The 24,538-nt window shown below is 63.5% G+C and carries 27 protein-coding genes; 14 read left to right on the top strand and 13 right to left on the bottom strand.

Annotation, left to right across the window (positions count from 1 at the left end; genetic code table 11):
• Nucleotides 1-8: 8 nt before the first annotated feature.
• Nucleotides 9-716 carry an LssY C-terminal domain-containing protein gene (locus ACFSOZ_RS20155; RefSeq protein WP_379100741.1) on the bottom strand — a complete coding sequence of 236 codons (708 nt, stop codon included), beginning with the start codon at nt 714-716 and terminating at the stop codon, nt 9-11.
• Nucleotides 717-828: 112 nt separating this feature from the next.
• Between ACFSOZ_RS20155 and ACFSOZ_RS20150 the strand changes: the two genes are divergently transcribed.
• On the top strand, nt 829-1,548 hold the full coding sequence (locus tag ACFSOZ_RS20150) for a gamma-glutamylcyclotransferase (RefSeq protein WP_379100738.1): 720 nt from the start codon (nt 829-831) through the stop codon (nt 1,546-1,548).
• Between the two features lie 106 nt (nt 1,549-1,654).
• Here ACFSOZ_RS20150 and ACFSOZ_RS20145 read toward each other — a convergent pair whose 3' ends face one another.
• The 3 genes from ACFSOZ_RS20145 to ACFSOZ_RS20135 all read right to left on the bottom strand — a co-directional run bounded on the left by ACFSOZ_RS20145 (nt 1,655) and on the right by ACFSOZ_RS20135 (nt 4,205).
• The gene (locus tag ACFSOZ_RS20145; protein WP_379100735.1) at nt 1,655-2,461 is read right to left on the bottom strand and encodes an extensin-like domain-containing protein; all 807 of its coding nucleotides are present in this window, start codon (nt 2,459-2,461) and stop codon (nt 1,655-1,657) included.
• A 106-nt stretch (nt 2,462-2,567) separates the two neighbouring features.
• Entirely contained in the window at nt 2,568-3,593 is a 1,026-nt protein-coding gene (locus ACFSOZ_RS20140) for an extensin-like domain-containing protein (protein WP_379100999.1), read from the bottom strand.
• A gap of 186 nt (nt 3,594-3,779) precedes the next feature.
• A complete protein-coding gene (locus ACFSOZ_RS20135) occupies nt 3,780-4,205 on the bottom strand; it encodes a DUF3775 domain-containing protein (RefSeq protein WP_379100732.1) in 426 nt (141 codons plus the stop codon).
• 144 nt (nt 4,206-4,349) lie between these two features.
• Here ACFSOZ_RS20135 and ACFSOZ_RS20130 point away from each other — a divergent pair, with 144 nt between their 5' ends.
• From ACFSOZ_RS20130 to greA, 3 genes are all read left to right on the top strand, one after another.
• Nucleotides 4,350-4,886 carry a tetratricopeptide repeat protein gene (locus ACFSOZ_RS20130; RefSeq protein ID WP_111542942.1) on the top strand — a complete coding sequence of 179 codons (537 nt, stop codon included), beginning with the start codon at nt 4,350-4,352 and terminating at the stop codon, nt 4,884-4,886.
• Between the two features lie 11 nt (nt 4,887-4,897).
• Nucleotides 4,898-5,089 (top strand): hypothetical protein, encoded by a 192-nt coding sequence (locus ACFSOZ_RS20125; protein WP_379100730.1) that lies wholly within the window; start codon nt 4,898-4,900, stop codon nt 5,087-5,089.
• 102 nt (nt 5,090-5,191) lie between these two features.
• Complete coding sequence (gene greA, locus ACFSOZ_RS20120; protein ID WP_379100728.1) at nt 5,192-5,665, top strand: transcription elongation factor GreA; 474 nt, start codon at nt 5,192-5,194, stop codon at nt 5,663-5,665.
• A 143-nt stretch (nt 5,666-5,808) separates the two neighbouring features.
• On the opposite strand, the gene waaC is transcribed toward greA, so the two are convergent.
• Genes waaC through rfaD form a run of 3 tightly spaced genes read right to left on the bottom strand, consistent with a single transcriptional unit; the run spans nt 5,809 to nt 8,710 of the window.
• Nucleotides 5,809-6,783 (bottom strand): lipopolysaccharide heptosyltransferase I, encoded by a 975-nt coding sequence (gene waaC / locus ACFSOZ_RS20115; protein WP_379100726.1) that lies wholly within the window; start codon nt 6,781-6,783, stop codon nt 5,809-5,811.
• Nucleotides 6,780-7,787 carry a lipopolysaccharide heptosyltransferase II gene (gene waaF / locus ACFSOZ_RS20110; protein ID WP_379100723.1) on the bottom strand — a complete coding sequence of 336 codons (1,008 nt, stop codon included), beginning with the start codon at nt 7,785-7,787 and terminating at the stop codon, nt 6,780-6,782. Before waaF ends, waaC begins: the two co-directional genes overlap by 4 nt.
• Nucleotides 7,760-8,710 carry an ADP-glyceromanno-heptose 6-epimerase gene (gene rfaD / locus ACFSOZ_RS20105; protein ID WP_379100720.1) on the bottom strand — a complete coding sequence of 317 codons (951 nt, stop codon included), beginning with the start codon at nt 8,708-8,710 and terminating at the stop codon, nt 7,760-7,762. The genes waaF and rfaD overlap by 28 nt, the downstream gene beginning before the upstream one ends.
• A gap of 164 nt (nt 8,711-8,874) precedes the next feature.
• Here rfaD and ACFSOZ_RS20100 point away from each other — a divergent pair, with 164 nt between their 5' ends.
• The 4 genes from ACFSOZ_RS20100 to ACFSOZ_RS20085 all read left to right on the top strand — a co-directional run bounded on the left by ACFSOZ_RS20100 (nt 8,875) and on the right by ACFSOZ_RS20085 (nt 12,381).
• Nucleotides 8,875-9,507 carry a LysE family translocator gene (locus tag ACFSOZ_RS20100; RefSeq protein ID WP_379100718.1) on the top strand — a complete coding sequence of 211 codons (633 nt, stop codon included), beginning with the start codon at nt 8,875-8,877 and terminating at the stop codon, nt 9,505-9,507.
• A gap of 140 nt (nt 9,508-9,647) precedes the next feature.
• The gene (rfaE1, locus tag ACFSOZ_RS20095; protein ID WP_379100715.1) at nt 9,648-11,141 is read left to right on the top strand and encodes a D-glycero-beta-D-manno-heptose-7-phosphate kinase; all 1,494 of its coding nucleotides are present in this window, start codon (nt 9,648-9,650) and stop codon (nt 11,139-11,141) included.
• A 7-nt stretch (nt 11,142-11,148) separates the two neighbouring features.
• Entirely contained in the window at nt 11,149-11,721 is a 573-nt protein-coding gene (locus ACFSOZ_RS20090; protein WP_379100712.1) for a D-sedoheptulose-7-phosphate isomerase, read from the top strand.
• A gap of 12 nt (nt 11,722-11,733) precedes the next feature.
• Nucleotides 11,734-12,381 carry a D-glycero-alpha-D-manno-heptose-1,7-bisphosphate 7-phosphatase gene (locus ACFSOZ_RS20085; protein ID WP_379100709.1) on the top strand — a complete coding sequence of 216 codons (648 nt, stop codon included), beginning with the start codon at nt 11,734-11,736 and terminating at the stop codon, nt 12,379-12,381.
• On the opposite strand, the gene ACFSOZ_RS20080 is transcribed toward ACFSOZ_RS20085, so the two are convergent.
• Both ACFSOZ_RS20080 and ACFSOZ_RS20075 read right to left on the bottom strand, forming a co-directional pair.
• Nucleotides 12,282-13,181, bottom strand: coding sequence for a glycosyltransferase family 2 protein (locus tag ACFSOZ_RS20080; protein ID WP_379100706.1), 900 nt, complete (start codon nt 13,179-13,181; stop codon nt 12,282-12,284). The genes ACFSOZ_RS20085 and ACFSOZ_RS20080 overlap by 100 nt on opposite strands.
• A 193-nt stretch (nt 13,182-13,374) precedes the next feature.
• Complete coding sequence (locus ACFSOZ_RS20075) at nt 13,375-13,854, bottom strand: Lrp/AsnC family transcriptional regulator (protein ID WP_095090929.1); 480 nt, start codon at nt 13,852-13,854, stop codon at nt 13,375-13,377.
• Between the two features lie 252 nt (nt 13,855-14,106).
• Here ACFSOZ_RS20075 and trxB point away from each other — a divergent pair, with 252 nt between their 5' ends.
• Together trxB and ACFSOZ_RS20065 are read left to right on the top strand one after the other, a co-directional pair.
• Nucleotides 14,107-15,081, top strand: coding sequence for a thioredoxin-disulfide reductase (gene trxB / locus ACFSOZ_RS20070; RefSeq protein WP_379100703.1), 975 nt, complete (start codon nt 14,107-14,109; stop codon nt 15,079-15,081).
• Nucleotides 15,082-15,161: 80 nt separating this feature from the next.
• The gene (locus ACFSOZ_RS20065) at nt 15,162-16,058 is read left to right on the top strand and encodes a LysR family transcriptional regulator (protein ID WP_379100701.1); all 897 of its coding nucleotides are present in this window, start codon (nt 15,162-15,164) and stop codon (nt 16,056-16,058) included.
• A 56-nt stretch (nt 16,059-16,114) separates the two neighbouring features.
• On the opposite strand, the gene ACFSOZ_RS20060 is transcribed toward ACFSOZ_RS20065, so the two are convergent.
• The 3 genes from ACFSOZ_RS20060 to ACFSOZ_RS20050 all read right to left on the bottom strand — a co-directional run bounded on the left by ACFSOZ_RS20060 (nt 16,115) and on the right by ACFSOZ_RS20050 (nt 19,393).
• A complete protein-coding gene (locus tag ACFSOZ_RS20060; protein WP_379100698.1) occupies nt 16,115-16,612 on the bottom strand; it encodes a methyltransferase family protein in 498 nt (165 codons plus the stop codon).
• Between the two features lie 544 nt (nt 16,613-17,156).
• Nucleotides 17,157-17,294: a hypothetical protein gene (locus ACFSOZ_RS20055; RefSeq protein WP_379100695.1), complete on the bottom strand. Its 138-nt coding sequence runs from the start codon at nt 17,292-17,294 to the stop codon at nt 17,157-17,159.
• A gap of 47 nt (nt 17,295-17,341) precedes the next feature.
• Nucleotides 17,342-19,393, bottom strand: a complete 2,052-nt coding sequence (locus ACFSOZ_RS20050) for an elongation factor G (protein ID WP_379100693.1) — start codon at nt 19,391-19,393, stop codon at nt 17,342-17,344.
• Nucleotides 19,394-19,778: 385 nt separating this feature from the next.
• On the opposite strand from ACFSOZ_RS20050, the gene ACFSOZ_RS20045 reads away from it, so the two are divergent.
• Entirely contained in the window at nt 19,779-20,174 is a 396-nt protein-coding gene (locus ACFSOZ_RS20045; protein WP_379100690.1) for a (R)-mandelonitrile lyase, read from the top strand.
• Nucleotides 20,175-20,305: 131 nt separating this feature from the next.
• Here the strand turns inward: ACFSOZ_RS20045 and ACFSOZ_RS20040 are convergent, their stop codons facing one another.
• The gene (locus ACFSOZ_RS20040) at nt 20,306-21,508 is read right to left on the bottom strand and encodes a pyridoxal phosphate-dependent aminotransferase (protein ID WP_379100687.1); all 1,203 of its coding nucleotides are present in this window, start codon (nt 21,506-21,508) and stop codon (nt 20,306-20,308) included.
• A gap of 205 nt (nt 21,509-21,713) precedes the next feature.
• Here ACFSOZ_RS20040 and ACFSOZ_RS20035 point away from each other — a divergent pair, with 205 nt between their 5' ends.
• From ACFSOZ_RS20035 to ACFSOZ_RS20025, 3 genes are all read left to right on the top strand, one after another.
• A complete protein-coding gene (locus ACFSOZ_RS20035) occupies nt 21,714-22,610 on the top strand; it encodes an EAL domain-containing protein (protein ID WP_379100684.1) in 897 nt (298 codons plus the stop codon).
• The gene (locus ACFSOZ_RS20030; protein WP_379100681.1) at nt 22,607-23,455 is read left to right on the top strand and encodes an EAL domain-containing protein; all 849 of its coding nucleotides are present in this window, start codon (nt 22,607-22,609) and stop codon (nt 23,453-23,455) included. Before ACFSOZ_RS20035 ends, ACFSOZ_RS20030 begins: the two co-directional genes overlap by 4 nt.
• A 303-nt stretch (nt 23,456-23,758) precedes the next feature.
• Nucleotides 23,759-24,367, top strand: coding sequence for a glutathione S-transferase family protein (locus ACFSOZ_RS20025; protein ID WP_379100679.1), 609 nt, complete (start codon nt 23,759-23,761; stop codon nt 24,365-24,367).
• The last annotated feature ends 171 nt before the right edge of the window (nt 24,368-24,538 follow it).

The raw sequence follows: 24,538 nt of genomic DNA, 5'->3' as shown, positions 1-24,538 counted from the left end.
GTTGTCTGTCATGGCAGTTGCTTCAACACGCCGACAACGGCCTCGCCGTCGGTGACATAGGGATCGCCGCCGCCATTGCGCCCGGTGCTGGTGGCGCCGACGCCTGCAATGTCGCTGGTCGAGATCAGCATGCCGGCGGTGACCAGGTCGCGCATGAGGAAATCGCGTTCGGCATCGATGTCGGGGCCGATGTGATGGGTAATCGCGCCGGTGTCGTGGCTGAGGCCAACGCCGCGATCGAAGCTGGCCGAACCCAGCCATAGCGGCCGGCCGTCATCGCCGGTCGCACCGGTCTGCCAGAAGCGGACATGATGGCGCCGGTCGGCGCTGGCTCCGACCGGCTTTTCGAAAGCGAGATCCTGGGCGCGGCCGTCGAACAGCAGCCGGCTGACCGGCGCATCGGGATAGGGATGGTCGAACAGCACGCTTTCACCGATCTCGAACGCGGTCTTCAGCGTAATGGCATCGGCGGTGTCCCAGCCGGAGACGGCGAAGGCATGGACCACCTCCTTCTGTGTGCCGACCAGGCCGACATTGATCGGGTCGCCCGGAATGCCCTGCGGCGTGTGCGTCACCATCTCGAAGCGCTGGGTGCGAAAGCCGCGATCCCGGAATGTCCAGAATTCCGGCGCGGCGAAATAGGCGAGCGCCAGATAGGCGGCCAGGAAGGCAGCCAGCCAAATTGCAACGCGTCGCCGAAGTCTTCGTTGGCTCATGAACGAGGCTCGATCTGTGCGCGGTATCTGTTGCCTGACGAACCCTGGAAATCAATGGCCAGGCGCGCGCGGCCGGTCTATCGTCAGCCATCGTTTTTGCAAGGGGGCAGGAATGAAGCGAAAGCCGGCAGGCCACGGATCGATGGCGTTGACCGCCGACCTCGTTGCCAAGGTCGATCGTATCGAGCCTGATCCCGGCCCAGAGCCTGGAACCAGCGAGCATACCGACGCCGAGTTCGATGATCTGGTCGAACACCTGCTTGCCGAATACCGGCCCGAAACGCTGTGGGTCTTTGCCTACGGCTCGCTGATCTGGAATCCCGAATTCGTCCATATCGTACAGCGCCCGGCCACGGCGCAAGGGTGGCACCGCTCATTCTGCCTGAAGCTGACGCGCTGGCGCGGAACCCGCGATTTGCCGGCCCTGATGCTGGCCCTCGACCGTGGTGGCAGTTGCAACGGCATCGTTTACCGACTGCCGGACGAAGATCATTTCGGACAGCTCGGCCAATTGCTGCGCCGGGAGATCGATGCGAACCCGCCAACCAACGTGCCCCGCTGGATCAAGGTCAACACCGAGGACGGGCCACTGCGTGCCCTGGCTTTCGTTGCTGCTCCTGACGGCAGGGCCTATGCCGGACGGCTGCCGCCGGAGCAGGTTGCGGACACTCTGGCACGGGCTGCCGGACATTGGGGTTCGTCGGCGCAATATCTGTTCCGGACCGTCGGCAAACTGGAGGAGAGCGGTATTCGCGACAGGAATCTGTGGCATATCCAGGATCTGGTGGCGCGCCAAATCATCGCTTCCACCGGTGGCGCTGATCCCGCCTGATCTTTTGCCAGAGCCTGTTCCATCCCGATGAATCGAGATGGGCTCTATCTCGGTGTTTGAGCATGATCTTTTCCGAAGCCGGTATCCACTTTTCGGGATCATGCCCCTAGCGGCAGGCGCGATAACCGTTCCTGCGGTTCTTGATGTCGAAATGGAAATGGTTGCGGTGGTCGTAATTGTAGCCGGGGCCGAGCACAGTGGTGAAATACTGGCAGCCGTCGGCGCGCACATTGTTGAGGAAGCCGCGGGTGCGGAAGGCGAACAGGCCGGGCTTGCGCACGTCGATGTCGTCGCCATTGTTGAGCTCGATGCTCATGACGTCGAGCGCGTTGCCCTTGCCATGCTCGGACAGCACGCCTTCGCCGGCGATGGTACGGCAGGAATAGCTGGAGCCCTGGTGGATGGTTTTGACACCGGAGAAATAGCGCCAGCGGGCGGAGGGAACGAGTTCGTTCTTCGTCCAGCTGGCGAAGGTGGCGGCCATGTCGCAGGTCAGCGTCGCGGCGGGCTTCATCTGGATGTTGCCGATGGCCGAGACCTTGACCGGATAATCGATGCCGCACTGGCCTTCGTGGATCGGCGCCAGGTCGGTGTAGGCGACATCGAGGCGCTTCAGCTGCTGGCGGCAGTCGGTTTCGCTGGCCGGCATCTGCTCGACCGGCGACATCGGTTCATCCATGCGCGGATAGGCGGCGCTCGTCATGTAGGGATTTGAGGGGACAAGCTTCTGCATGCCCGTGTATTGCGGCACGGCAGCCGTTTGCGAGCCGACATCGACAGCCGGTTCAAGCGACAGCACGCTGCCGGTGTTGCAGGCCGAAACGGCCGCGAGGGCAAGGCCGGCGACTAGCATCGCTGTGCGTCTCGATTGGTGCGCGGCGGCGAAAAACACAGCGCGAAATTTGCCGGCCATCGGCGGAATCCTGTTTCCAGATATCCGGCATTTTAACGATCAAGGGTAAAGGAAAACTCAGCGCCTGCGTTCATGCCTGCGGCTGAATTGCGGCACTAGCCAACGCTCACTGGCAGAATGTGCCGCCATGCCGGCGCGGTTCGAGATCGAGATGGAAATGCAAGGCATGGTCGGGGTCGGCGCCTGGCCCGAGCACGGTCTTGAACGGCCCGCAGGCGGCCTTGCGCACGGCGTTGAGGAATTTCGCGTCCTTTTCCGGCGGCGTCGCGCCAACGTCGATCTTCTTGCCGTCCGACAACGTGAAGCTGGCGATGTCGAGCGCGTTGCCGAAGGCGTGTTCCGACAGTTTTCTTGTGCCGTTGCGCGGCCGGCAGACAAAGGCCGATGCCTGGTTGATCGATTTCAGATCGGCGCCGAAATCGGCTTTCGCGGCCGGCTGGATGACATTTGCGGCAAAACGCGCCGCCACCTCGGCCATCGGGCAATTGAGCTCGGTGCCGGGGGCGATCGCGATCGACTTGCCAAGTGACTTCAGCACGATCGGGTAGGGGATCGAGCAGCCGATTTCGGGATTGCTTTCCGCCTTGTGCTCCTCGAACTCGACGCCGAGCGTCTTCAGCCGCTCGCGGCAAGCGACTTCCTCTTCGGGCATTTTCGCGTCGGGAAGAGCGGCCGAGCGCGGGTCGGGGAGCATTTTCTTGTCGCCTGCATCGGCCGGCTTTTGCGGCGGTTGCGGGGCGATGGCCGGCGGCTGAACCTCAGGTTCTGCGGTGTCGGGCTTTTGTGGCGGCGTCGGCGCTACAGCCGGCGGCTCCGGCTCGGCTTCCGTATTGGCCGATGGGTCGGGGCGGGCCTGCTTTTTTTGATGGGATTTTTCTTCATTGAACCGGCCCGCTGCGCCGCTCCCTGGAGCTTCCGTCTTCTGGCCGCCCTCGGTCTTCGAAGTATCGGCTTTCTGCGCGTCCGTCGGGCGTGGCTCAGGCACGGGAACAACGGCAGGCGATGGCAGCGGCTCCTGCGTTTTCTGCTGTGTCTGGCTCGGCTTCACCTGTTGCTCGCTCCGCCGTTTCAGCGGCCGCTCGCCCCGCCGTTTCAGCGGCTGGTCGACCCGCGGTGTCAGCGGCTGCTCCACATGCGGCGCACGCAGCTTGTGGTGCCGGTGGCGATGCCTGGCGTCGGCTGGCGCAACCAGCAAAGCTGTGACGGCCACGACCAATGCTACCCTGCAGATTTGGGAAAAGACAAACGACGCCATCGCCGTCAACGGCGCCAACGCAAGGAGGTTGCCTGCGCCCCATCACGAACGGTAACCACGGCGTTACGCGCCGATCGCTTCCAGTCCTTCCTCCAGCCAGTCGGCAAGCAGCGGCATGCCAAGCAGATATTTCGCCGTGCGCTTGTTGGCGCGTTCGCGCGCCGCGGCAAGCGCGTCCACCCATTCGGCGGCGTCGTAGTCGCCGCGGCCGACCCAGGCCAGCGCGACCAGTTCGGCTGCTTCATCGACATTGAGGTCGTTGATCAGCTCACGCAGCTCTTCCTCGGTGAGGTTTTCGGAACTCTCCTCGGCGAGGCCGTCATGATGGTGGTTGGCATGCGCTTCGCCATCGAGTTCGACCTCATGCTCGGCGCCACCGGCATAATCCTCGTTGACGGCGGCACTCAGTGCCTTGGCCTTGAGGATAAACAGGCGCACGGTGTCGGGGCCGATCGAAAGCTCCCAGTCCTTTTCAAGCCGCCGCTGCACGGGCCGTCTCCGTCAGGTCGTTTGCTTGGATGATAGCGGATTTACAGCATCCGTCACCTGATGTTCTGCCGTATGCTTTTTTCCGGGATGAAACCCAGGCCGTCCGGCGTTAGTGTTGCATTCTCACCCCTCAAGGAGGCTTCGATGCATAAAAGAATGCTGATCCAGGCGGCGACTGCCCTTGTCGCGCTGCAGTTCCTTGCCGTTCCGGCGTTCGCCGCCGGCAGCAGCGGTGGCAGCGATCAGACCGTCACCCAGTGCAAAAAGGGAGAGGTCTGGGACAAGAAGAAGAAAAAGTGCGTCGCACCCCAGGAAGGCATGCTGGACGACGACAGCATCTATGATGCAGGCCATTCGCTGGCGCTGGCCGGGCGCTATGACGAGGCGATCGCCGTGCTCAGCCTCGCCGCCAACAAGCAGGATCCGCGCATCCTCAACTATCTCGGTTATTCGCACCGCCATTCCGGCCGCGTCACCGTCGGCCTCGGCTATTACGAGGAAGCGCTGCGCATCGATCCCAACTATACACTGGTGCGCGAGTATCTCGGCGAGGCGCATCTGCAGATCGGCGATCTGGCCGGCGCCCAGCAGCAGTTGATGGAGATCGAGAAGCGGACCGGCAAGGGGTCGCGCGAATACGGCATGCTGTCGGAGCAGATCGACCATTTCATGCGGAGCTGATTCGGCTCCAAGTGCTTCTCAATCCGGCCGCGAGCGATCGCGGCCGGATTTTTGTTGCCGGCCATCCACAATTGGCATTTGACCCGACGGCATTTGCGAAAGCAGCGATGGCATTTGTGAAAGCGGTAGATGATTTTTTGCAAAACCGATTTTTTGGCGTGAAAAACCCGCGAAGATTGCTATATTCAGGGAAATTGCGGTGAAACGGTTCCGTTAGCCCGAGGCTGTCGGACCGTTTTCTTTTTGTACCCATCGACAAGGCTTTCCCCGAAACGCGGGGGTGGCGGCAGGAAAGGTCAGGCATCATGAACAAGGTCCCGATGACAGGCGAGGGGTTCGCGTCATTGAAGGAAGAGCTGCGCTGGCGCCAGCAGGAAGAGCGGCCGCGCATCATCGAGGCCATCTCCGAGGCGCGCTCGCATGGCGACCTTTCCGAAAATGCCGAATACCATGCCGCCAAAGAGGCACAGAGCCTCAATGAGGGCCGGGTCAACGAGCTTGAAGATTATATCGCCCGCGCCGAAGTGATCGATGTCAGCAAGCTCACCGGCGACAAGATCAAGTTCGGCGCCACCGTGGTACTGGTTGACGAGGACACCGAGGAAAAGAAGACCTACCGGATCGTCGGCGACCAGGAAGCCGACGTGAAGTCCGGCCGCATCTCGATCTCCTCACCGATCGCGCGCGCGCTCATCGGCAAGGAAGTCGGCGACGCCATCGAGGTCAACGCGCCAGGCGGTGCAAGGGGCTATGAGATCGTCCAGGTGCAGTTCATCTAGGACCTTTGATAATTCTACTCTGGCGGCCGACTGGCGCGGTTTTCTGCGCTTCCGGTGCTCACGTACCTTAAAGTACGTTCCGCTCGTCGCGGGGCGACCCCGAAGAACCGCGCTATTCGACTCGCCAGAGCTTCTGAAAGGTCCTAAGCCGGCGCTCGTAATTTAAGTGCCAATAGCTTTTCGGTCTCCGCCATCACCTTCGCCGGCGTCACTCGTTCCCCAGGCGCCGCCAGAAGCGTCGACGCATATTGTCCGCGCGGGCCGGTGAGACCGGGCTCGGTCGCCAGGAACACCGCAACGGTCGGCAGGCCGAAGGCACTGGCGAGGTGAGTGAGGCCGGTGTCGGCGCCAATGATAAGCGTCGAGTGGCCGATGATCGCGGCGATTTCGGCGAGCGGCGATTTGGGCACCAGGATCGTGGATGGAACGGCTCCGGCGATCGCTTCGGCCACGGCCTTCTCACGTTCGTTCGACCAGGTGGTGACCGGCGTCATTTCCCTTTCAACCAGCAGGCGGGCGGTTTCGATCCAGTCTTCGGCCGGCCATTTCTTGTCCTCGCGGCTGGTGCCGTGCAGCAGGAAGGCGGTTCTGCCGCTGATGCCCGCGATATCGCCGGCTGGCGGCACGATGCCGGAGTCCAGTGCCGAAAGATCGGGCTGGTAGCCGAGCGCCAAGCCGAACAGCCGCCGCGTTCGTTCGATGGCGTGCAGATCACGCGGCACGGTGTAGGTGGCGTCATAGAACAGCGTCGCCGACGGTTCACGCGCGCTCGAGCGGTCGAAGCCGGCGATCGGCGCGCCGGCCTGTCGTGCCACCAGAGCCGATTTCAGCAGACCTTGCGCCTCGATGACGAGGTCGTAGCGGCATTCGCGCAAGATGCGGCGCAACGCGGTCGCCTCGCGCCAAGTGCCGCCGTCGAGCAGTGCCTTGCGCCAGCGCCGGATCGCCACCGTGTGGATCCTGTCGATCGCCGGATGCAACGCCACGATGCCGGCGAATGCCTCTTCGACGCACCAGTCGAAGGATACGTCCGGCCGGTTGAGGCGGGCATCCTCGACCGCCGGAAAGGTGTGGATGACATCGCCCATCGACGACGTCTTGACGATGAGAACCTTCATGCGGCTGCCGGCAGTTCCAGCAAGCGTTCCGCCGCCGCCGCGACCTGCCCGACTTCAAGCGTCTTCAGGCAGTTGAGGTGGCCGAGCGGGCAGACCTTCTGGTGGCAGGGCGAACAGGACAGGCCGAGCCAGACCAGTTCGCGCCGCTCCGCCAGCGGCGGCGTATTCTGTGGCGAGGTCGAGCCGTAGACGGCGACGATCGGCGTGCCGACGGCGGCGGCGACATGCATCAGCCCGCTGTCATTGGACACCGCCAGTCTTGCGGCAGAGATCAGGTCGATGGCGTCTTCCAGCCGCGTCTGGCCGGCGAGGTCGACAACGTCAGGGGCGAGGGCTGCGATCTCCGCCGTCACGTCGCGGTCGTTCTTCGATCCAAACAGCGCGACCTTCAAGCCCTTCGCCATAAGGTCACGGGCAAGCCCGGCATAGCTTTCACTCGGCCAGCGCTTGGCCGGACCGAATTCCGCACCAGGCATCAGGGCGACAAATTTCTGCGGCGCCAGCCCGAAACGGTCGAGCAGGGTGACCTGGTTCTTGATGTCCACGGTCAGCCGCGGCGCCCGGAAGCTGCCGCCCTGTGCGAGGCCGAAATAGGCCTGCGCGGTGCGTCGTTTGATGGCATCGGGCAGCGGCACGATGTCGGTCAGCAGGCCATAGCGCATTTCGCGCAGATGACCGAAACGGCGCGGAATGTGGGCAAAGAACGGGATCAGTGCCGATTTCCAGCTGCCCGGCAGGACATAAGCCATGTCGTAGCGGCCGCGCAGCAGGCGGCCGAAACGGCGGCGATGGGTGAATTCGAGCGCGCCGGGTTTGAGCGGAAAGTCGATCTGCTGGCGGATTTCGGGCATGCGCTTGACCAGCGGCGCGGCCCAGGCAGGCGCCAGCACATCGATCGCGGCGTTGGGATGTAGCTCTTTCAGCGCCGAAAACAGGCACTGCGCCATCACCATGTCGCCCACCCAGCGTGGGCCGATCACGAGGATCGTTGGGCTTTCAGCCATTCGACATAGTCTCTGACACCGGTTTCCACTGTCCGGAATTGGCCATTGTAACCGATCGCGCGCAAACGGGACATATCAGCTTGCGTGAAGCTCTGGTAGCTGCCCTTGAGGTGGTCGGGAAATTCGATGAACTCGATCTTGCCCTTGCCAAGCGTGTCGATCACCGTTTCGGCGATGGCGCGGAACGGCTGGGCGCGGCCGGTGCCGCAATTGAAGATGCCGCTTTCGCCGCGCTTCCACAGCCACAGATTGACGTCTGCGACGTCGCCGACATGGATGAAGTCGCGGCTTTGTTCGCCCGGTCCGAAACCATCATAGGCGCCGAACAGTTTCGGATTCTCGCCCCGTTCGACCTGGTTGAACAGATGGAAGGCGACTGAGGCCATCGCGCCCTTGTGCGCCTCGCGCGGGCCATAGACGTTGAAGTAGCGCAGGCCCGCAACCTGCGAATGGTCGGCATCGAAGACGGTGCGCCTGACATAGTCGTCGAACAGCTTCTTGGAATAGGCATAGACGTTGAGCGGCCGCTCCAACCCCGGATCCTCGCGAAACTCGGCGCCACCGCCATAGACGGACGCCGAGGAAGCGTAGAGGAACGGCACGCGCAGCGTCTGGCTGGCATGCAGCAGCCGTTTCGAGAAGGCGTAGTTCACCTCCATCATGAACTTGCCGTTCCACTCGGTGGTGGTCGAGCAGGCGCCCTGATGGAAGACGGCCTCGATGCGGCCGAGCGAGCCTGCCTCCATGCGGGGCAGGAAATCATCCTTGTCGAGATAGTCGGCTATCTGCAAATCGGCGAGATTGGAAATCTTGTGGCCGTCCGTGAGATCGTCGACGACCAGGATGTCGTCATGGCCTTCGGCGTTAAGCGCGGCGACGATGTTGGCGCCGATCATGCCGGCGCCGCCCGTGACGATGATCATGTTGTTGGCCCTGATACGGGTTTCGCTTGCCGATTCCGGCCCTTATAAGGGAGGCAGGGTGGGCTGTCGACAAAGCAGGCAGCGAAGCGGATGTCACAGTGGCGCCGCAAAGCTTACGCTTCAGTCGGTTTGTGCCGCCTGGCATGATCGTGAGGGACAAAAGAATGCCGTCGACCGAATTGCTCATCGCGTTTTTCGCCACCACGGCGATCTTCGCCTACATTCCCGGCCCAGCCATGCTCTACGCCGCCGCGCAAACGATGGCGCGCGGCCGCTGGTCCGGGCTGACGGCGGCACTTGGCATTCATCTGGGCGGCTATGTGCATGTCTTCGCCGCTGCAGCCGGCCTATCGGTGCTGTTTCACGCCGTGCCGACGCTCTACATGGCGGTCAAGCTGGTCGGCGCGCTCTACCTGATCTGGCTCGGCGTTTCGTTGTTCCGCAAGCGCGTGGAGGGCGACATGGCACTGCCCGCGATCGAGCGGAAGTCCGCCCGGCGTGCCTTTTTCGAGAGCATCACCGTCGAGGTGCTCAATCCCAAGACGGCTATCTTCTTCATGGCGTTCCTGCCGCAGTTCATCGACGCCTCGGCGGCATTCCCGGTGTGGCTGCAATTCGTGGTGTTGGGCACCATCGTCAATCTGATGTTCTCTTCGGCCGACATCGTCTGCGTGTTCCTGGCGGGTGCCGTGATCGGCCGTTTGCGGCGTTCGAGCCGCGCACAGCGCCTGATGCAGCGGGCCGGCGGCGCGGTTCTGGTCGGGTTGGGTGTCCATGTCGCCTTGCAGAAGAGCTGACCGCCCGGGCCATCGCGGCCATCGCCTGCCGTTGCGCTGCGCGGAATTGCGGTATATCGGCTTCGCCATGAACGATCGGGCCCGTCAATTGATGATCCCCAGCAGATTGAAATCGGCCTTTTCCAAGCGTTGCCAGTGACATGATCAAGCACAATCCGCTTTCTCCAGAACCCCTGCACCGCGCCATTGCGCGGTTCGGCCAGGCCACCGTGCTGGTGGTCGGCGACTTCATCCTCGACCGTTTCGTCAACGGCGTCATCGAGCGGATCTCGCCGGAAGCGCCGATCCCGGTGCTGCACGGGCGCGGCGAGACCTCGACAATGGGTGGTGCCGGCAATGTCGTCGCCAACATCGTCTCGCTCGGCGCATCTGCTGTTCCAGTGTCGGTGATCGGCACTGACGCCGCCGGCGACAATCTCGTGCGCATGCTGGACGAACTCGGCGCCGACACGGCGGGCCTGGCGCAGGAGCGTGGCCGCATGACCTCGTCGAAGAGCCGCTTCAGCGCGCTCAACCAACAGGTGCTGCGCTTCGACGAGGAGGAGATCAAGCCGCTCGGCGCCGCTGAGCGGGCGGGCCTGATCCGGCATTTCCGCGACGCACTGACGCGCGCCGACATCGTCATCCTGTCCGACTACGGCAAGGGCATATTGCTCGACGGCGTCGCCGGCGACCTGATCGCCATCTGCCGTGAGGCGGGAAAGCCGGTGCTGGTCGATCCGAAGGGCCGCGACTATGCGCGCTACGCCGGAGCGACCGCCATCACCCCCAACCGCAAGGAGCTTGGCGAAGCTGTCGGCCATGCGGTGTTCGCCGATGACGAGATCGTGGCTGCGGCACGCCAGCTGATTTCGTCGCACGGCTTCGACTTCGTCGTTGCAACGCGGAGCGAAAAGGGCATGAGCGTGGTCGGCCCGACGGAGGCGCGCCACATCGCCACCCAGGCGCGCGAAGTGTTCGACGTTTCGGGCGCCGGCGACACGGTGATCGCGAGCTTCGCGCTGGCGCTGGCCGCCGGTGCCGATCCTGTTGCCGCGGCCTCGATCGCCAACGCCGCCGGCGGCGTCGTGGTGGGCAAGCGCGGCACCGCGCGGCTGACGGTCGAAGAGCTCACCGGCGCGCTGTTCCGTTCGCATGGACCGACCGCCCACAAGGACGCCATCCTCGATGCCACATCGGCCGCGCGCATGGTGGCGGCGTGGAAGGAAGAAGGCCTGAGCGTCGGCTTCACCAATGGCTGTTTCGATATCCTGCATGCCGGTCATGTCAGTCTGCTGCACGCGGCGCGCAGCCAGTGCGACCGGCTGGTGCTCGGCCTCAACAGCGATGCCTCGGTGCGGCGGCTGAAGGGTGCCGGGCGGCCGGTCAACGACCAGCATGACCGCGCCTGCGTGCTCGCCGCCCTTGCCTCGGTCGATGCGGTCGTGGTGTTCGAGGAGGATACGCCGCTGGCGCTGATCGGAGCGCTGCTGCCCGACATACTGGTCAAGGGCGCCGACTACACGATCGACACCGTGGTTGGTGCCGATGTGGTGCAGAAGGCGGGCGGACGCGTCGTGCTGGTCGATCTCGTCGCCGGCAAAAGTACCACCAGTACCATTGGCAAATTGCGCGCCGGCGGCACCACAAGCTGAGGAATTCATGTCTGACTTGAACGACTACCTGGTCCGCTCGGCGGCCGCGATTTCCGCCATGGTCGAGCGCGACCTGACCAGCGAGATGGAGCGGGCGGCGAGCGCTGTCGTGACGGCTCTTTCGTCGGGCAAGGCCTTGCTGATCTGCGGCAATGGCGGTTCGGCGAGCGATGCCATCCACATCGCCGGCGAGTTGGTCGGCCGCTTCCTGAAGGAGCGCAAGGCCTACAATGTCATCGCGCTGCCGGCCAATGCCGCGGTGCTGACCGCCTGGGGCAATGATTATGGCTTCGACACGGTGTTTTCCCGCCAGGTCGAGGCGCATGGCTCGGCGGGCGGTGTCCTGCTGGCAATCTCGACCAGTGGCAATTCGCCGAGCATCCTCGCCGCCGCCGAACAGGCGCGGATGATGGACATGACGGTGATCAGCCTGACCGGCGACTCCGGCGGCAAGCTCAAGCCGCTGTCCGACATCCTGCTCAATGTGCCCTCGACCTCGACGCCGATCATCCAGCAGGGGCATCTGTGCCTCTATCATCATCTGTGCGAGGTGGTCGAAGCGCGTCTCAGCAATGGCTGACGGGACGCTGTCGTGAAGCCCGTACCCTATCCGCTCCAGGAGCCCGGACTGTGGGTCGAGCGGATCGGCACCAGGATTTTTCCGACCGGCACTCCGGCGCTGTTCCTCGACCGCGACGGCACAATCAATGTCGATACAGACTATCCCGATGATCCGGCCGAAATCGTGCTGCGCGAGGATATCGCTGCGGCGATCGGTGTCGCCAATCGGGCCGGCATTCCGGTCATCATCGTCACCAACCAGTCGGGTATCGCGCGCGGCTATTTCGGCTGGAGCGAGTTCGCCGCGGTCAACGGCCGCGTGCTCGACCTGCTACGCGGCGAGGGCGCGTCCGTCGACATGGTCCTGGCCTGCGCGTATCACGAGGCGGGCGAGGGGCCGCTTGCGATCGCCGACCACCCGATGCGCAAGCCCAATCCAGGCATGCTGCTGGAGGCGGGCAAAAGTCTCGGGCTCGATCTGCGACGTTCTCTGATCGTCGGCGACAAGCCGGCGGACATGGAGGCGGGACAGCGCGCCGGCCTCTCGCAGGGCTGGCTGGTCGACGGCGAAGCGGCCGTTCAATCGGGCTTCGCGGTCAGGCCCTGGCGCGACCGCGAGGATTTCGGCGGCCTGCTCGCCGCAATAGCGGCACTCGGCGCCGTGTCAGGCAAGCCGTGACCGCTCAAGTCCGGATCGTTGTCTCGCGAAGCTTCATAAAGCTTGGCCTCGGTGGCGAACGAATACACCATCACCATCATCGAATAGACGAAGCCATGCCGGCCGCACAGGAAGTAGCGCTTGGCTACGTAGAACTTCAGGAAGTTGCCGAGCGGTGACAGGACCAGCCTTATCAGGCCAGGCTTCTGGCCTCTCTCGACCAGCGTGGCAACCTTGAGGCTGGAGTAGGTGTTGGCCCTTGCCAGGTCCTCCGCGACAGTCACTTCGCGACGATGCAACAGCACGCCACTTTCAAGCGTGTTGGTTTCGCCTGGCACCTCGAACGATTCATGGACGCGCAGGTTGATGTCCATGGTGGCCTTGTCACGGCGGAAAAGACGCAGCAGGCGGTTGTGCAGCACCCAGCGGTGTGCATAGCCATAGCCCTTCAGCTTGTCGCGGCGCCTTACGTACCATCCGTCGAAGGCGTCATTTTGGGGCTGCGTCACGGTCACGATCGACTGCCTGAGCAGGTCGTCGACGGCCTCATCGGCTTCAATCGAAAGGCACCATGGCTGCGTGGCCTGATCGAGCGCGAATTTCCGCTGACGTGGAAACCCCGGCCAGTCGTTGTGGAACAGCCTGATCGGGTAACCCTTGGCGATGAAATCCTGAATGATGTCCAGGGTATTATCCGTCGAGCCCGAATCGACGACGATGATCTCGGCGCAGAAGTTGACGCTTTCCAGGCACGGGCCGATCATCTTGGCTTCGTTCATGCAGATGACAAGCGCCGAAACCGGGCTAGAAAATCGAGTCATAGTCCCATCCACGGCACACTGCTCTCGGAATTTACGCTGCTTGCGCCATCTGCTTTTACGCAATTCCGGACGGCCACGGCAGAACGATCAGGCTTTCTACACCAGAGCCTATCGAATGCCAAAGCGGCTCTGATATGGCGAGGCCCGCAACCCGCATCGGCCACGCGCGATGTGGTGCTGCCGTCGACCGGCCTCAAGGCTGTGCAAACGAGACCAGCCCTTCGTCCTTGACCCGGCGGATGGTGAGCGCGGTGCGCACCGTGTCGACATTCGGGGTCGAGGTCAGCTCCTCGATGACGAAGGTCTGGAAGGCGCCGAGGTCGCTCGCCACGCAATGCAGCAGAAAATCGGATTCTCCCGACACCATCCAGGCGTCGCGCACGATCGGCCAGCCGCGGGTGCGCTCGGCAAAGGTGCGCAACTCGGCGTCGGCTTGGTGATGCAGGCCGATCAGGCAGAAGGCGACGACATCGAGGCCAAGCGCCGGCGCGTTGAGCAGGGCACGGTAGCCGCGGATGATGCCGGCTTCCTCCAGCCGCTTGACGCGGCGCAGGCATGGCGGCGCCGAAATGCCGACGCGGTTCGACAGTTCGACATTGGTCATGCGCCCATCGGCCTGAAGTTCGCGCAGGATCTTCCAGTCGATGGCGTCGAGATCGGCCTTGAGCGGCATGAGGGCTCTCGATAAGTCAGGGGCAATACGCAAGAATCTTGCGTGATTTTGTAATTAAACGACTTCGCTGTCCATTCCATCCCTTGCTCGAAATATTTCGGAGGGGCAAAGCAGGGAACCGGGTGCGACAAAGCTTTCCGGGGACGAACGCCAACCTGCCTTGCTGGCGTCGTGGCCAACACTTACATTACGCGCGATATCGACGAGTTTTCCATGCCGCAATTGCCGGCGGCCCTCCGCAGAGGCTTCCAGATGACCACCAAGCACGCGCCCGTTCTCATCATCGGTTCCGGCCCCGCCGGCTACACGGCGGCGGTCTACGCCGCCCGCGCCATGCTGAAGCCGATGCTGGTCGCCGGCCTGCAGCAGGGGGGGCAGCTGATGATCACCACCGATGTCGAGAACTATCCTGGCTTTGCCGACCCCATCCAGGGTCCGTGGCTGATGGAGCAGATGCTGAAGCAGGCCGAACATGTCGGCACCGACATCATCAACGACATCATCACCGAGGTCGACCTCAACGTGCGGCCGTTCCGTGCCAAGGGCGATTCCGGCACCACCTACACCGCCGACGCGCTGATCATCGCCACCGGCGCGCAAGCCAAATGGCTGGGCATTCCGACCGAACAGACCTTCATGGGCTTTGGCGTGTCGGCCTGCGCCACCTGCGACGGTTTCTTCTATCGCGGCAAGGATGTCGCGGTGATCGGCGGCGGCAATTCGGCGGTGGAAGAAGCGCTCTATTTGTCGAACCTCGCCAAGAGCGTGACTGTCATCCACAGGCGCAACGATTTCCGCGCCGAGCGCATTCTGCGCGAGCGGCTGCTGAAGAAGGACAATGTCCGCGTCATCTGGGACACGATCGTCGACGAGATCACCGGCCGTCCCGGCAAAACGCCGCTGCCGCCTTCGGTCGAAGGGCTGAAGCTGCGCAATGCGGTGACCGGCCAGGAAACGCACCTCAAGGTCGACGGCGTGTTCGTGGCGATCGGTCACGCGCCGGCGGTCGAACTGTTTGTCGGCAAGCTGAAGCAGAAGCCGAACGGCTATCTGTGGACGGCGCCCGATTCGACCCGCACCGACGTGCCCGGCGTGTTCGCGGCGGGCGACGTGACCGACGACATCTACCGCCAGGCGGTGACGGCGGCGGGGCTCGGCTGCATGGCAGCGCTCGAGGCGGAAAAGTATCTGGCCGGTATCGAAGTGCACCGCGAAGCGGCGGAGTAAAGAGTTCATAAAGCGGCTTAGAAACGCCGTGTAAAAGCCTGATTTTTCATTCAGACGCCAAAAACAGAACGAGGGGTATCATGGCGTTGGACTGGGACAAGCTACGCGTGTTTCACGCTGCGGCGGAGGCGGGGTCGTTTACCCACGCGGCCGAGACATTGCATCTGTCGCAATCGGCGATCTCGCGGCAGGTCAGTGCGCTCGAGCATGATGTCGGCGTGCCGCTGTTCAACCGCCATGCCCGCGGTCTGGTGCTGACCGAGCAGGGCGAAATGCTGTTCCGCACGGCGCATGACGTGCTGATGAAGCTCGAGACCATCAAGTCGCGGCTGACCGAGACCAAGGATCGCCCCTCAGGCGTGCTCCGGGTGACGACCACCGTCGGGCTGGGTGCCGGCTGGCTGACCGAGCGGGTGCAGGAGTTCATCGAGCTCTACCCCGAAATCAGCCTGCAGCTGATCCTCGCCAACGAGGAGCTCGACCTCACCATGCGGCAGGCCGACTGCGCGATCCGGCTGCGCCAGCCGCAGCAGCCGGACCTGATCCAGCGCCGCCTGTTCACCGTGCACTTCCATCTCTATGCCTCACCCACCTATGTCGCCAAGCACGGCAAGCCGGCTTCGGTGGCCGAGCTAAAGAGCCATCGCATCGTCACCTTCGGCGTGCCGGTGCCGTCGCATCTGTCGGAGCTGAACTGGCTGGAAACGGTTGGCGATTTCGAAGGCGGACAAAGGGTGCCGACGCTGCAGATCAACGACATATTGTCGATCAAGCGTGCGGTGCAGGGTGGCGCCGGAATCGCCATGCTGCCCGACTATGTGATCAGCAAGGACTCCGACCTGGTGCAATTGCTGCCCGAGACCGAGGTGCCGTCCTTCGACACCTATTTCGCCTATCCTGATGCGATGAAGAACCAGGCCAAGCTGCATGTGTTCCGCGATTTCATCATTGCCAAGGCCCGTAGCTGGTCCTTCTGAGGGCATCTCCATCGGCTCGGCCTGACCTCAATCTCAACGTGCCCTGAGACCTCGGCTCAGCCACGCCAGGGTGTCAGCCGCGGCAGCCAGCCGGGCACGTTGTGGCGGTAGGTCTCGTATTGCGCGCCGTAGCGGCGGGCCAATGTCGGCTCCTCGTAGACCCTGACGAACGACACCATGACGATCGCACCGATGACGGCGTAGGCGGCAAGCGTCCAGCTCGAGAACAGCAGCGCCTGGCCGAGGATGATCGACAGCACCGCGACATACATTGGATTGCGGACATGGCGGTAAATGCCGCCGATCACCAGTCTCTCGGTCGGCGCGACCGGAGCGGGCGTGCCCAGGCCCTCGAGCGCAAAGCGGGCGAAGGCATGAAGCAGCGCAGCGATCGCGGCGACGATCAGGAGGGCGCCGACAGGGGCAAAGCCCGGCAGGCTCGACCATGGCAAGCCCCAGCGATCGGTCAACAGCCAGGGCACCAGCCCGGCAACCACGCCGGGTGCGGCGATGAAGAATGCCGCGCTGCCGGCGATCGCCGAAAACGTCCGCATTGGATGCTTCCCCCTGACTGCCTGAGAAATGAACGCCTGGTGCCTTCTTCCACGTCATCACGCGATTTTGACATTTCAGGCCAGAAATCGATCGTGATTGGCGATTCTGTAGTGTGAATCGCAGCACCCAGCGCTCGGTTTCGGTGATTTTGCTGGTCCTATTGGTCTCGGATACGGGTTAGACCACAGCCTGCGTCTTTTTGCATGCGTGTGTTGCAAAATAGATGCTTGTTTCTTGGGCATGATGAGCACATATATAGATCATCTCCTGGGCGCGTTCTCCTCCCATTAGCGCCCTCGAGTGTTCCCCTCTGGAGGTTAGCCTTAACAGGCACTTCCAATCAAACTCAGCCGGATCTTCGTTGATCCGGCTTTTTTGTTGCCGGAGCTCTGCCGGGGCGACTCAAAAATTTGTCAGAATTGCCACGTAACAGTGTCATGTAACCTCAGGTAACATGACACGGACGCCCAACACCTGCTATGCAGACCATAGGACGCGGTGTGGTCGTGCGGGAGATGGGGGCATCACTCGGACGGCCCGGGCTCAGGCGGCTACCGCGTCCGAACCATTTTTGCCGCCGAAGCTCGGCGGCGCCAGATGCGGCGGACCTGCCGTTTTTACCTCCCAGGGGAAACGGTCCGCAATAAAACGACGTCCGGTCCCGCCGGGCGTCGTTTTCATTTGGCCCCCTCGAACCGAGGTTCGAGGGGCGTGGCATCGCGACGGAATCAGGCAGCCTTGCCGTTGGCGTTCATCGCCTCATCAGCGAGACGGCCGGTGAGTTCGGCCATGTGGTCGAAGACGGCGCGGTAGCTGGCGACGCCTGCGGTCGCCGAGCGCAATTCGATGATCAGATCGCCGATCTCGGCTTGCGGCATGGTTGCCTCGACGACATCCCATCCCGGCCAGTCAGGCCGCGCGTCGTAGCCGAGGATCTGGCCGCGCCGCTGCGGGATGAGGGCGATGATCTTCGAGGTCGCGTCGGACGGCGTGACGATCTCGACCTTCATCACCGGTTCCAGAAGCACCGGCGAGCAGGCCGCCATGCCTTCCTTCATCGCCAGCCTGGCCGCCATCTGGAAGGCCATGTCGGAGGAATCGACCGCGTGGTAGGAGCCGTCCGAAAGATTGACCGCGACATCGACGACGGGAAAGCCGAGCGGGCCGGACTTCAGATAGTCGCGCACGCCAGTCTCGACCGACTGGATGTAGGTCTTCGGCACGACGCCGCCGGTAATGGTGTCGGTGAACTGGAAGCCGGCGCCGCGCGGCAGCGGCTTGATCTCGATCACCACGTCGCCGAACTGGCCATGGCCGCCGGACTGCTTCTTGTGACGGCCGCGCTGCTGCGCCGATTTGCGGATCGTCTCGCGATAGGGCACCGCCGGCGCATGGCCTTCGACCGGGATCTGGTTCTTGCCTTCCAGCCGCTCGCGCACGACGCGCAGATGCATTTCGCCATGGCCAGACAGCACGGTCTCGGCCGAGTCCTGGTTGTGGCGCAGGCTGAGCGAGGGGTCTTCCTCGGCCAGCCGCTGGATGGCGGCCGACATCTTCACCTCGTCCTTGCGCTCCTTGGGGCGCAGGGCGAAAGCGAAGACCGGCTGCGGCGGCTCGAATTCGAACAGCTGTTTGGTGCCGCCCTTGGCCGAACTCAGCGTCTGGCCGGTCTTGACCTCGTCCAGCTTGCCCAGAGCCACAGTGTCGCCGGCCTTGGCGATGGTGAGCTTGACCTGGTCCTTGCCCAGCATCCTGTAGATGCCGGAAACCTTCGCCGTGTCGCCGCCGGGCAGCCAGAGTTCGGAGCCGTCGACGACCTGGCCGGACAGGATGCGCGACACCGACAGCTTGCCGCCATGCGGCGTGTGGATGGTCTTCATCACCTGAGCCACCGTGGCCGCGCCGTCGGGCGCGCCGAGCCGTTTGCGGGTCGCCTCGATGTCGGGTGCGTCGTGGCGGATCGCCTTCAAGAGGCGCAGCACGCCGTTGCCTTTCTCGGCGGTGCCGATCAGCACCGGCGTCACCGCGCCATCGCGCAGATCGGCGGCGAGGTCGTCGAAGACGGCGTCCTTGGGCGGCTCGATCTCCTCGAGCAGCTGTTCCATCAGCTGGTCGTCATGGTCGGCCAGCGTCTCCAGCATCGAGAAGCGCGCCTCCAGTTCGCGCGCCTTGTCGTCACCCGGTATCTCAGCCACCTCGCTCTCGGCATATTCGCGATAGATGTAGGCGCGCTCCAGCGCCAGATCGATCGAGCCGATGACCACGCCGTCCTTGCGCAGCGGAATCTGGCGCAGCAGCAACGGCACCGAGCTTGCCGGCTGCAGCATCTTCAGCGTGTCGCGCACGCCGGCGATTGCCTTGTCGACCTTGTTGAGGAACAGGATGCGCGGCACGCCGAGATCGTCGAGCTTGCGCATGATCAGCTGCAGCGCAGGGATCTTCTTTTCGTCGGCCTCGGCAACGACCACCGCGAGGTCGCAGGCAGCCAGCACCGGCTCGGCCTCGAAGGAGAATTCGATGGAGCCGGGACAATCGACGAAGGTAATCTGCTCGCCCATGAATTCGGTGGTTGCGACCGTCGCCTCGACGCTCATGGCGTGGGCGCGCGCCTCTGGCGAATAATCTGAAACGGTGTTGCCCGATGAGACGGGATTTTGTCGGGGAATGGAGCCCGTGCGGGCCAATATGGCTTCGAGAAGTGTCGTCTTACCGCTTGCGAAGGGACCGACTATGGCAATGCATTTCGGTCCCGTGCGTCGTCCTCCGGCGCGAGTACCCATGAATGACCTCCACTCAGGCGTTTCCCGTAGGACCGACTGGCATGCATGGTTCAGGCGTGGTCAATCGGTCCTGAGCGGCGGCCGGCCTGTTCGACCGTCGCGGGCGGGGTTCTTTTGGTTTCGCCACCTGCCCAAAGCCATCGTCCCACTTGTTTGCCGGCAGGGCAAGAAAAATAGAGCCTGGCGTTACGCCGCGGCCGGCCGAAAAAATAACCCTGGAACCGATTGCGGCCAGCGGCCCTGGCCAGGGTGAAAAAACGGGTCTTGCGGCGGCGGGCGAAAGGGCCGGTTGCGCATGGGATGATATCGGCCGAGAATGCTCTTTGCCTCAAAGGTCGGGCGGCGTTTGTTGCCGATCGCTTCACCAGTTCCAGGATCACCCACCATGAAGATCATTGCCTGCGGTAGCGTGCCGACCATCATAGCGCCGGAAAAATACTTCACCGGCCGCGTGCTGCAGACGCCGATCATCGAGAAGGAGGTGCCGGCGCGGCTGCGGGCCACACTGGTCAGCTTCGAGCCGGGCGCGCGCACCCACTGGCACACGCATCCGCTCGGCCAGACACTCTATGTCACCTCAGGCGCCGGCCTTGCCCAGACATGGGGCGAGCCGGTCCAGGAGATCAGGGCCGGCGACGTCATCTCGTTCGCGCCTGGCGAAAAGCACTGGCACGGCGCCGCACCGAAATCGACGATGACGCATATCGCCATGCAGGAGGCGCTGGACGGCGTCCACGCCGATTGGCTGGAAGAGGTGACGTCGGCGCAATATGGCGGCTGAGTGCCGAGCCGGTGAGGAACTCGGGAATTCTAGTCAAGCCGAGGCGCTTTCGGCCAGCGAGGTGAAGCAGGAGACGTTGCCAACAAAAAACCCGGCGGTGAGGCCGGGTTTTCAGTTCAAGACTGGCCTGATCAGGTCAGCGACGCTGTAAAGCGCTGGATGCGGGTGCAGGCCTCCTCAAGCAGCGTCTCCGAAGTGGCGTAGGAGATGCGGAAGTTCGGACCAAGGCCGAAAGCTGAGCCGAACACCACCGCGACCCCTTCGGCCTCGAGCAGTTCCGAGCAGAAAGTTTCGTCGGTGTCGATCACCTTGCCGGCCCTGGTCTTCTTGCCGATCAGCTGGGCGCAGGACGGATAGACATAGAAGGCGCCTTCCGGCGACGGGCAGGTTATGCCGCGCGCCTGGTTGAGCATCGACACGACGAGGTCACGCCGGCCCTGGAAGATCGCCTTGTTCCGGGCGATGAAGTCCTGTGGGCCATTGAGCGCCTCGACCGACGCCCATTGGGCGATTGTGCAGGCGCCCGATGTCTGCTGGCCCTGGATCATGTCCATCGCCTTGATCAGCTGGACCGGGCCCGCCGCATAGCCAATGCGCCAGCCGGTCATGGCATAGGCTTTCGACACGCCGTTCATGGTCAGCGTGCGCTCGTAGAGCTTCGGCTCGACCTCGGCGATGGTCTTGAAGACGAAGTCGCCAAAGGTCAGGTGCTCATACATGTCGTCGGTCAGCGTCCAGACATGCGGATGCTTCAACAGCACGTCGGCCAGCGCGCGCAGTTCGGCCTCGGTGTAGGCAGCACCCGACGGGTTCGACGGCGAGTTCATCAGCAGCCATTTTGTGCGCGGCGTGATTGCCTTTTCCAGCACGGCGGCGGTCAGCTTGAAGCCGTTGTCGATCGAGGCGTCGGCAAACACCGAGGTGCCGCCGCAGATCGCCACCATCTCGGGATAGCTGACCCAGTAGGGGCGCGGGATGATGACCTCGTCACCGGGGTTCAGCGTCGCCATGAAGGCGTTGAACAGGATTTGCTTGCCGCCGGTGCCGACAATGGTCTGCTCGGGCTTATAGTCGAGATTGTTCTCGCGCTTGAATTTTTTCGCGATCGCCTCGCGCAGCGGCACGATGCCTGAAACCGGCGGATACTTGGTTTCGCCACGGCGGATCGCCTCGATCGCCGCATTCTTGATGTTGTCGGGCGTGTCGAAATCCGGCTCGCCGGCGCCGAGGCCGATGATGTCACGGCCGGCATTTTTCAGCTCGCGCGCTTTCTGCGTCACCGCGATGGTGGCGGAAGGCTTTACGCGGGAAAGGGTGTCGGCAAGAAAGGCCATGACCTTGAACGTCTCCATAAAGGATCGGCACGGCCAGGAGCAGCCGCGGCGCTTCTCATGTCGCATGATGTCGCGCAGTGCAAGCATTGTCGGCTGATCCAGATCTCAATGACCCGTGATCGGCAACAATAAATTCATTAACGAGCGGTAGAGGCTTGCGTGGCAGGATCGCACACCAATCCGCCAGTTCGCGGAGCGAGGAACCGTGTCGCGCAGCATCGGGCTTGCCCACATCATCCGTCAGGACGACGGCACCTCCACCGGTGTCTGGGGCATCTACACGCTGCAAAGCGCCTTCCAGCCGATCTTTGCCTTCAACGAAGGCAAGCTGTCGGTTGCCGCGTTCGAAGGGCTGATCCGGCCGTTCCGCGACGGCGAGCCGCAATCGCCGGTGAGCTTTTTCAGCACCTGCCCGGCCGCCGATCGCCTGCATATCGAGGCGCTGACCAGGACGCTGCATCTTCTGAACGCCGGCGCCTGCCTGCCGCAGGAGGCGGCGATCTTCGTCAATTTCGACCCCTCGGTGTTCACCGAGCGCACCGTTGCCGACAATGCCTTGCGCGAAATGCGGCTGGTGCTGCATGAGGCTGGTATCGATCCAGGCCGGGTGGTCTGCGAAGTGACCGAGCAGCGGTCGGCGTCGCAGGAAACCCTGCACAGCTTCGTCGCCGCGCTGAGGGGCAACGGCTTTCGCATTGCCGTCGACGATTATGGCGCCGACGATTCCGACATCAACCGCATCAAGGAGCTGAAGCCCGACATCGTCAAGTTCGACGCCTATTGGATCACGCAACTGATGGAGTCCGGGGCCGGCTTCGCGCTGCTGACCACCATGGTCAGAAGCTTCGAGGAGCAAGGCATCCGCACGGTGTTCGAGGGCATCGAGGAGGGCTGGCAACTGGAACTCGCCGAGAAATCGGGAGCGTCGATGGTTCAGGGTTTCGTGCTGGCGCGGCCCGAGCTGGCGCCGACCAGCTTTCGCGTCTTCGGCAAAACCACGCAGCAACCCGCCGCCGCGGTCGCTGGGGCCGCGCCTGTCCAGCCGGCCTCGCCGGAAGCGACGCGGCGGGCGAAAGCGTTCGGGCGCAGGGTGACGCCATGAGGCCCGAGCGGCGGCGCAATGTCGGCGATGCGATCTTCGCCGACGAGGTCGGCATCGAGTATGGCATCCATGGCGAGTTCCGGCTGCGCAGCGCCTATCAGCCGATTTTCGCGCCGCAAGGCCGCTTCCTTCACGCCGTCGCGGTCGAAGCACTGATCGAGCCGCACCGTGCCGGCCGCCCCAGTGCGCCGAAGGTGTTTTTCGAAAGCATTGCCGCCTCCGACCGGCTGTTTGTCGAAACCATGTGCCGGGCGCTGCACCTCAGGAATTTTCACAACATCGGCGTCGACGGGCTCGATCTGTTCTTCAACTACAATCCGCTGATCAACGACCATCCCGGGCGGGCACTGGCCGAGATCCGGCTGATGACCCGGCATCTCGGCGAGTTCGGCCTCGCGCCGGCCATGCTGGTCTGCGAAATCACCGAACAGGCGGCCGACGACGCGCTTCTCACCAGGTTGGTGCACGAAATGCGGCGCGACGGCATGCGCGTCGCCATCGACGATTTCGGCACCGGCCACTCGACCGCGGAGCGGGTCGGCCTGCTCCACCCCGACATCGTCAAGATCGACGGCACCTGGTTCGCCGAGTTCTGCCGCCATGCCGCCGCCGAGCGGTTCTTCCACCCGCTGGTTTCGACCTTGCACGACCGCGGCGCCAAGGTCCTGGTCGAAGGCATCGAGCAGCCCACCCATCTGCGCGTCGCGCTCGAAGGCGGCGTCGACCTGCTGCAGGGTTTTCTTCTCGCCCGGCCGGCGCTGGCCGGCACCATCTTCGACGAAGAGCCGCTCGCCATCGACACGCTGCTGGGCAGGGATAGCAAGGTTGTGCCGCTGTTCGGCTAGGGCGCGTTGGTGATTGGCGAAATCTGCGGCGAGAGCGTCCTTCTCCCCCTCACTATACGGGGAGAAGATGGCGGCAGCCAGATGAGGGCAGCGCCGGCCTTCGCAGTATACGGCTCAGCTCCGAAGAGAAAATCCTGATGTGTCGCGCTGCCCCTCATCGCCCTACCGGGCACTTCTCCCCGTAAACGGAGAGAAGGACGCTTTCATCAGCGGCGCTGATGGTCGTGCCAAAACAAATCATTGGTTGCGCCGCGAGCCGCTGCGATAATCGCGCCGGCAGAGGCAGCACTCCGAGGACTGGCAATGATACTTTACGGCATGATCGATAGCGGCAATTGCTACAAGCCGCGCCTGCTGATGGCCAAGCTTGGCCTCGCCTTCACCAATGTCGAGGTGAGTTCGCACACCGGCGACACCCGCAAGCCCGACTATGTCGCCAAGAACCCGAACGCCATGGTGCCGCTGCTCGAGCTCGACGATGGTCGGCGGCTCGCCGAATCCAATGCCATCCTGCTCTATCTCGCCGAAGGCACGCGCTTCCTGCCGGCGGACAAATACGAGCGGGGGCTGGCCTATCAATGGCTGTTCTTCGAACAGTATAGCCACGAGCCCTATATTGCCGTGCGCAAGGCGCTGCTGACCTTTCCCGAACGCGCCAGGGATGCGACGCCTGAGCGGCTGGCGGTGACGCTGGAGCGCGGCAACAAGGCGCTCGGCGTTATGAACAAGCATCTGGAAAGCAGTGCCTTTTTCGCCGGCGGCGCGCTCAGCGTCGCCGACATCGCGCTCTATGCCTATACGCACACGGCGGAGCAGGGCGGCTTCCAGCTCGACGCCTATCCAGCGGTGGCGGACTGGCTGAAGAGGGTGGAGGCGGATCCGGGGCACGTGCCGATGGAGTGGCTGGGTTAACTCGGCGATTGGCGAAAGCTTCGGCGAAAGCGTCCTTCTCCCGTCCCAATACGGGGAGAAGATGGCGGCAGTCAGATGAGGGGGAGCGCCAGCCTTTTTCACAATTGGGCTTGGCCGGCGCGGCGGGCAGCCTTGAGGCCGCACTGCCCGTCATCGCCCTGCCGGGCGTTC

It is taken from the genome of Mesorhizobium newzealandense, assembly GCF_042682145.1.
Taxonomy (GTDB): domain Bacteria; phylum Pseudomonadota; class Alphaproteobacteria; order Rhizobiales; family Rhizobiaceae; genus Mesorhizobium; species Mesorhizobium newzealandense.
This window is presented reverse-complemented; position numbering and strand designations above follow the sequence as displayed.

What these genes read in the sequence shown, in the direction of transcription:
- ACFSOZ_RS20155 (WP_379100741.1), bottom strand. Translation starts at nt 716, where the DNA reads ATGAGCCAACGAAGACTTCGGCGACGCGTTGCAATTTGGCTGGCTGCC.
- ACFSOZ_RS20150 (WP_379100738.1), top strand. Translation starts at nt 829, where the DNA reads ATGAAGCGAAAGCCGGCAGGCCACGGATCGATGGCGTTGACCGCCGAC.
- ACFSOZ_RS20145 (WP_379100735.1), bottom strand. Translation starts at nt 2,461, where the DNA reads ATGGCCGGCAAATTTCGCGCTGTGTTTTTCGCCGCCGCGCACCAATCG.
- ACFSOZ_RS20130 (WP_111542942.1), top strand. Translation starts at nt 4,350, where the DNA reads ATGCATAAAAGAATGCTGATCCAGGCGGCGACTGCCCTTGTCGCGCTG.
- greA (WP_379100728.1), top strand. Translation starts at nt 5,192, where the DNA reads ATGAACAAGGTCCCGATGACAGGCGAGGGGTTCGCGTCATTGAAGGAA.
- waaC (WP_379100726.1), bottom strand. Translation starts at nt 6,783, where the DNA reads ATGAAGGTTCTCATCGTCAAGACGTCGTCGATGGGCGATGTCATCCAC.
- waaF (WP_379100723.1), bottom strand. Translation starts at nt 7,787, where the DNA reads ATGGCTGAAAGCCCAACGATCCTCGTGATCGGCCCACGCTGGGTGGGC.
- rfaD (WP_379100720.1), bottom strand. Translation starts at nt 8,710, where the DNA reads ATGATCATCGTCACGGGCGGCGCCGGCATGATCGGCGCCAACATCGTC.
- ACFSOZ_RS20100 (WP_379100718.1), top strand. Translation starts at nt 8,875, where the DNA reads ATGCCGTCGACCGAATTGCTCATCGCGTTTTTCGCCACCACGGCGATC.
- rfaE1 (WP_379100715.1), top strand. Translation starts at nt 9,648, where the DNA reads ATGATCAAGCACAATCCGCTTTCTCCAGAACCCCTGCACCGCGCCATT.
- ACFSOZ_RS20090 (WP_379100712.1), top strand. Translation starts at nt 11,149, where the DNA reads ATGTCTGACTTGAACGACTACCTGGTCCGCTCGGCGGCCGCGATTTCC.
- ACFSOZ_RS20080 (WP_379100706.1), bottom strand. Translation starts at nt 13,181, where the DNA reads ATGACTCGATTTTCTAGCCCGGTTTCGGCGCTTGTCATCTGCATGAAC.
- ACFSOZ_RS20075 (WP_095090929.1), bottom strand. Translation starts at nt 13,854, where the DNA reads ATGCCGCTCAAGGCCGATCTCGACGCCATCGACTGGAAGATCCTGCGC.
- trxB (WP_379100703.1), top strand. Translation starts at nt 14,107, where the DNA reads ATGACCACCAAGCACGCGCCCGTTCTCATCATCGGTTCCGGCCCCGCC.
- ACFSOZ_RS20065 (WP_379100701.1), top strand. Translation starts at nt 15,162, where the DNA reads ATGGCGTTGGACTGGGACAAGCTACGCGTGTTTCACGCTGCGGCGGAG.
- ACFSOZ_RS20060 (WP_379100698.1), bottom strand. Translation starts at nt 16,612, where the DNA reads ATGCGGACGTTTTCGGCGATCGCCGGCAGCGCGGCATTCTTCATCGCC.
- ACFSOZ_RS20055 (WP_379100695.1), bottom strand. Translation starts at nt 17,294, where the DNA reads ATGAAAACGACGCCCGGCGGGACCGGACGTCGTTTTATTGCGGACCGT.
- ACFSOZ_RS20050 (WP_379100693.1), bottom strand. Translation starts at nt 19,393, where the DNA reads ATGGGTACTCGCGCCGGAGGACGACGCACGGGACCGAAATGCATTGCC.
- ACFSOZ_RS20045 (WP_379100690.1), top strand. Translation starts at nt 19,779, where the DNA reads ATGAAGATCATTGCCTGCGGTAGCGTGCCGACCATCATAGCGCCGGAA.
- ACFSOZ_RS20040 (WP_379100687.1), bottom strand. Translation starts at nt 21,508, where the DNA reads ATGGCCTTTCTTGCCGACACCCTTTCCCGCGTAAAGCCTTCCGCCACC.
- ACFSOZ_RS20030 (WP_379100681.1), top strand. Translation starts at nt 22,607, where the DNA reads ATGAGGCCCGAGCGGCGGCGCAATGTCGGCGATGCGATCTTCGCCGAC.
- ACFSOZ_RS20025 (WP_379100679.1), top strand. Translation starts at nt 23,759, where the DNA reads ATGATACTTTACGGCATGATCGATAGCGGCAATTGCTACAAGCCGCGC.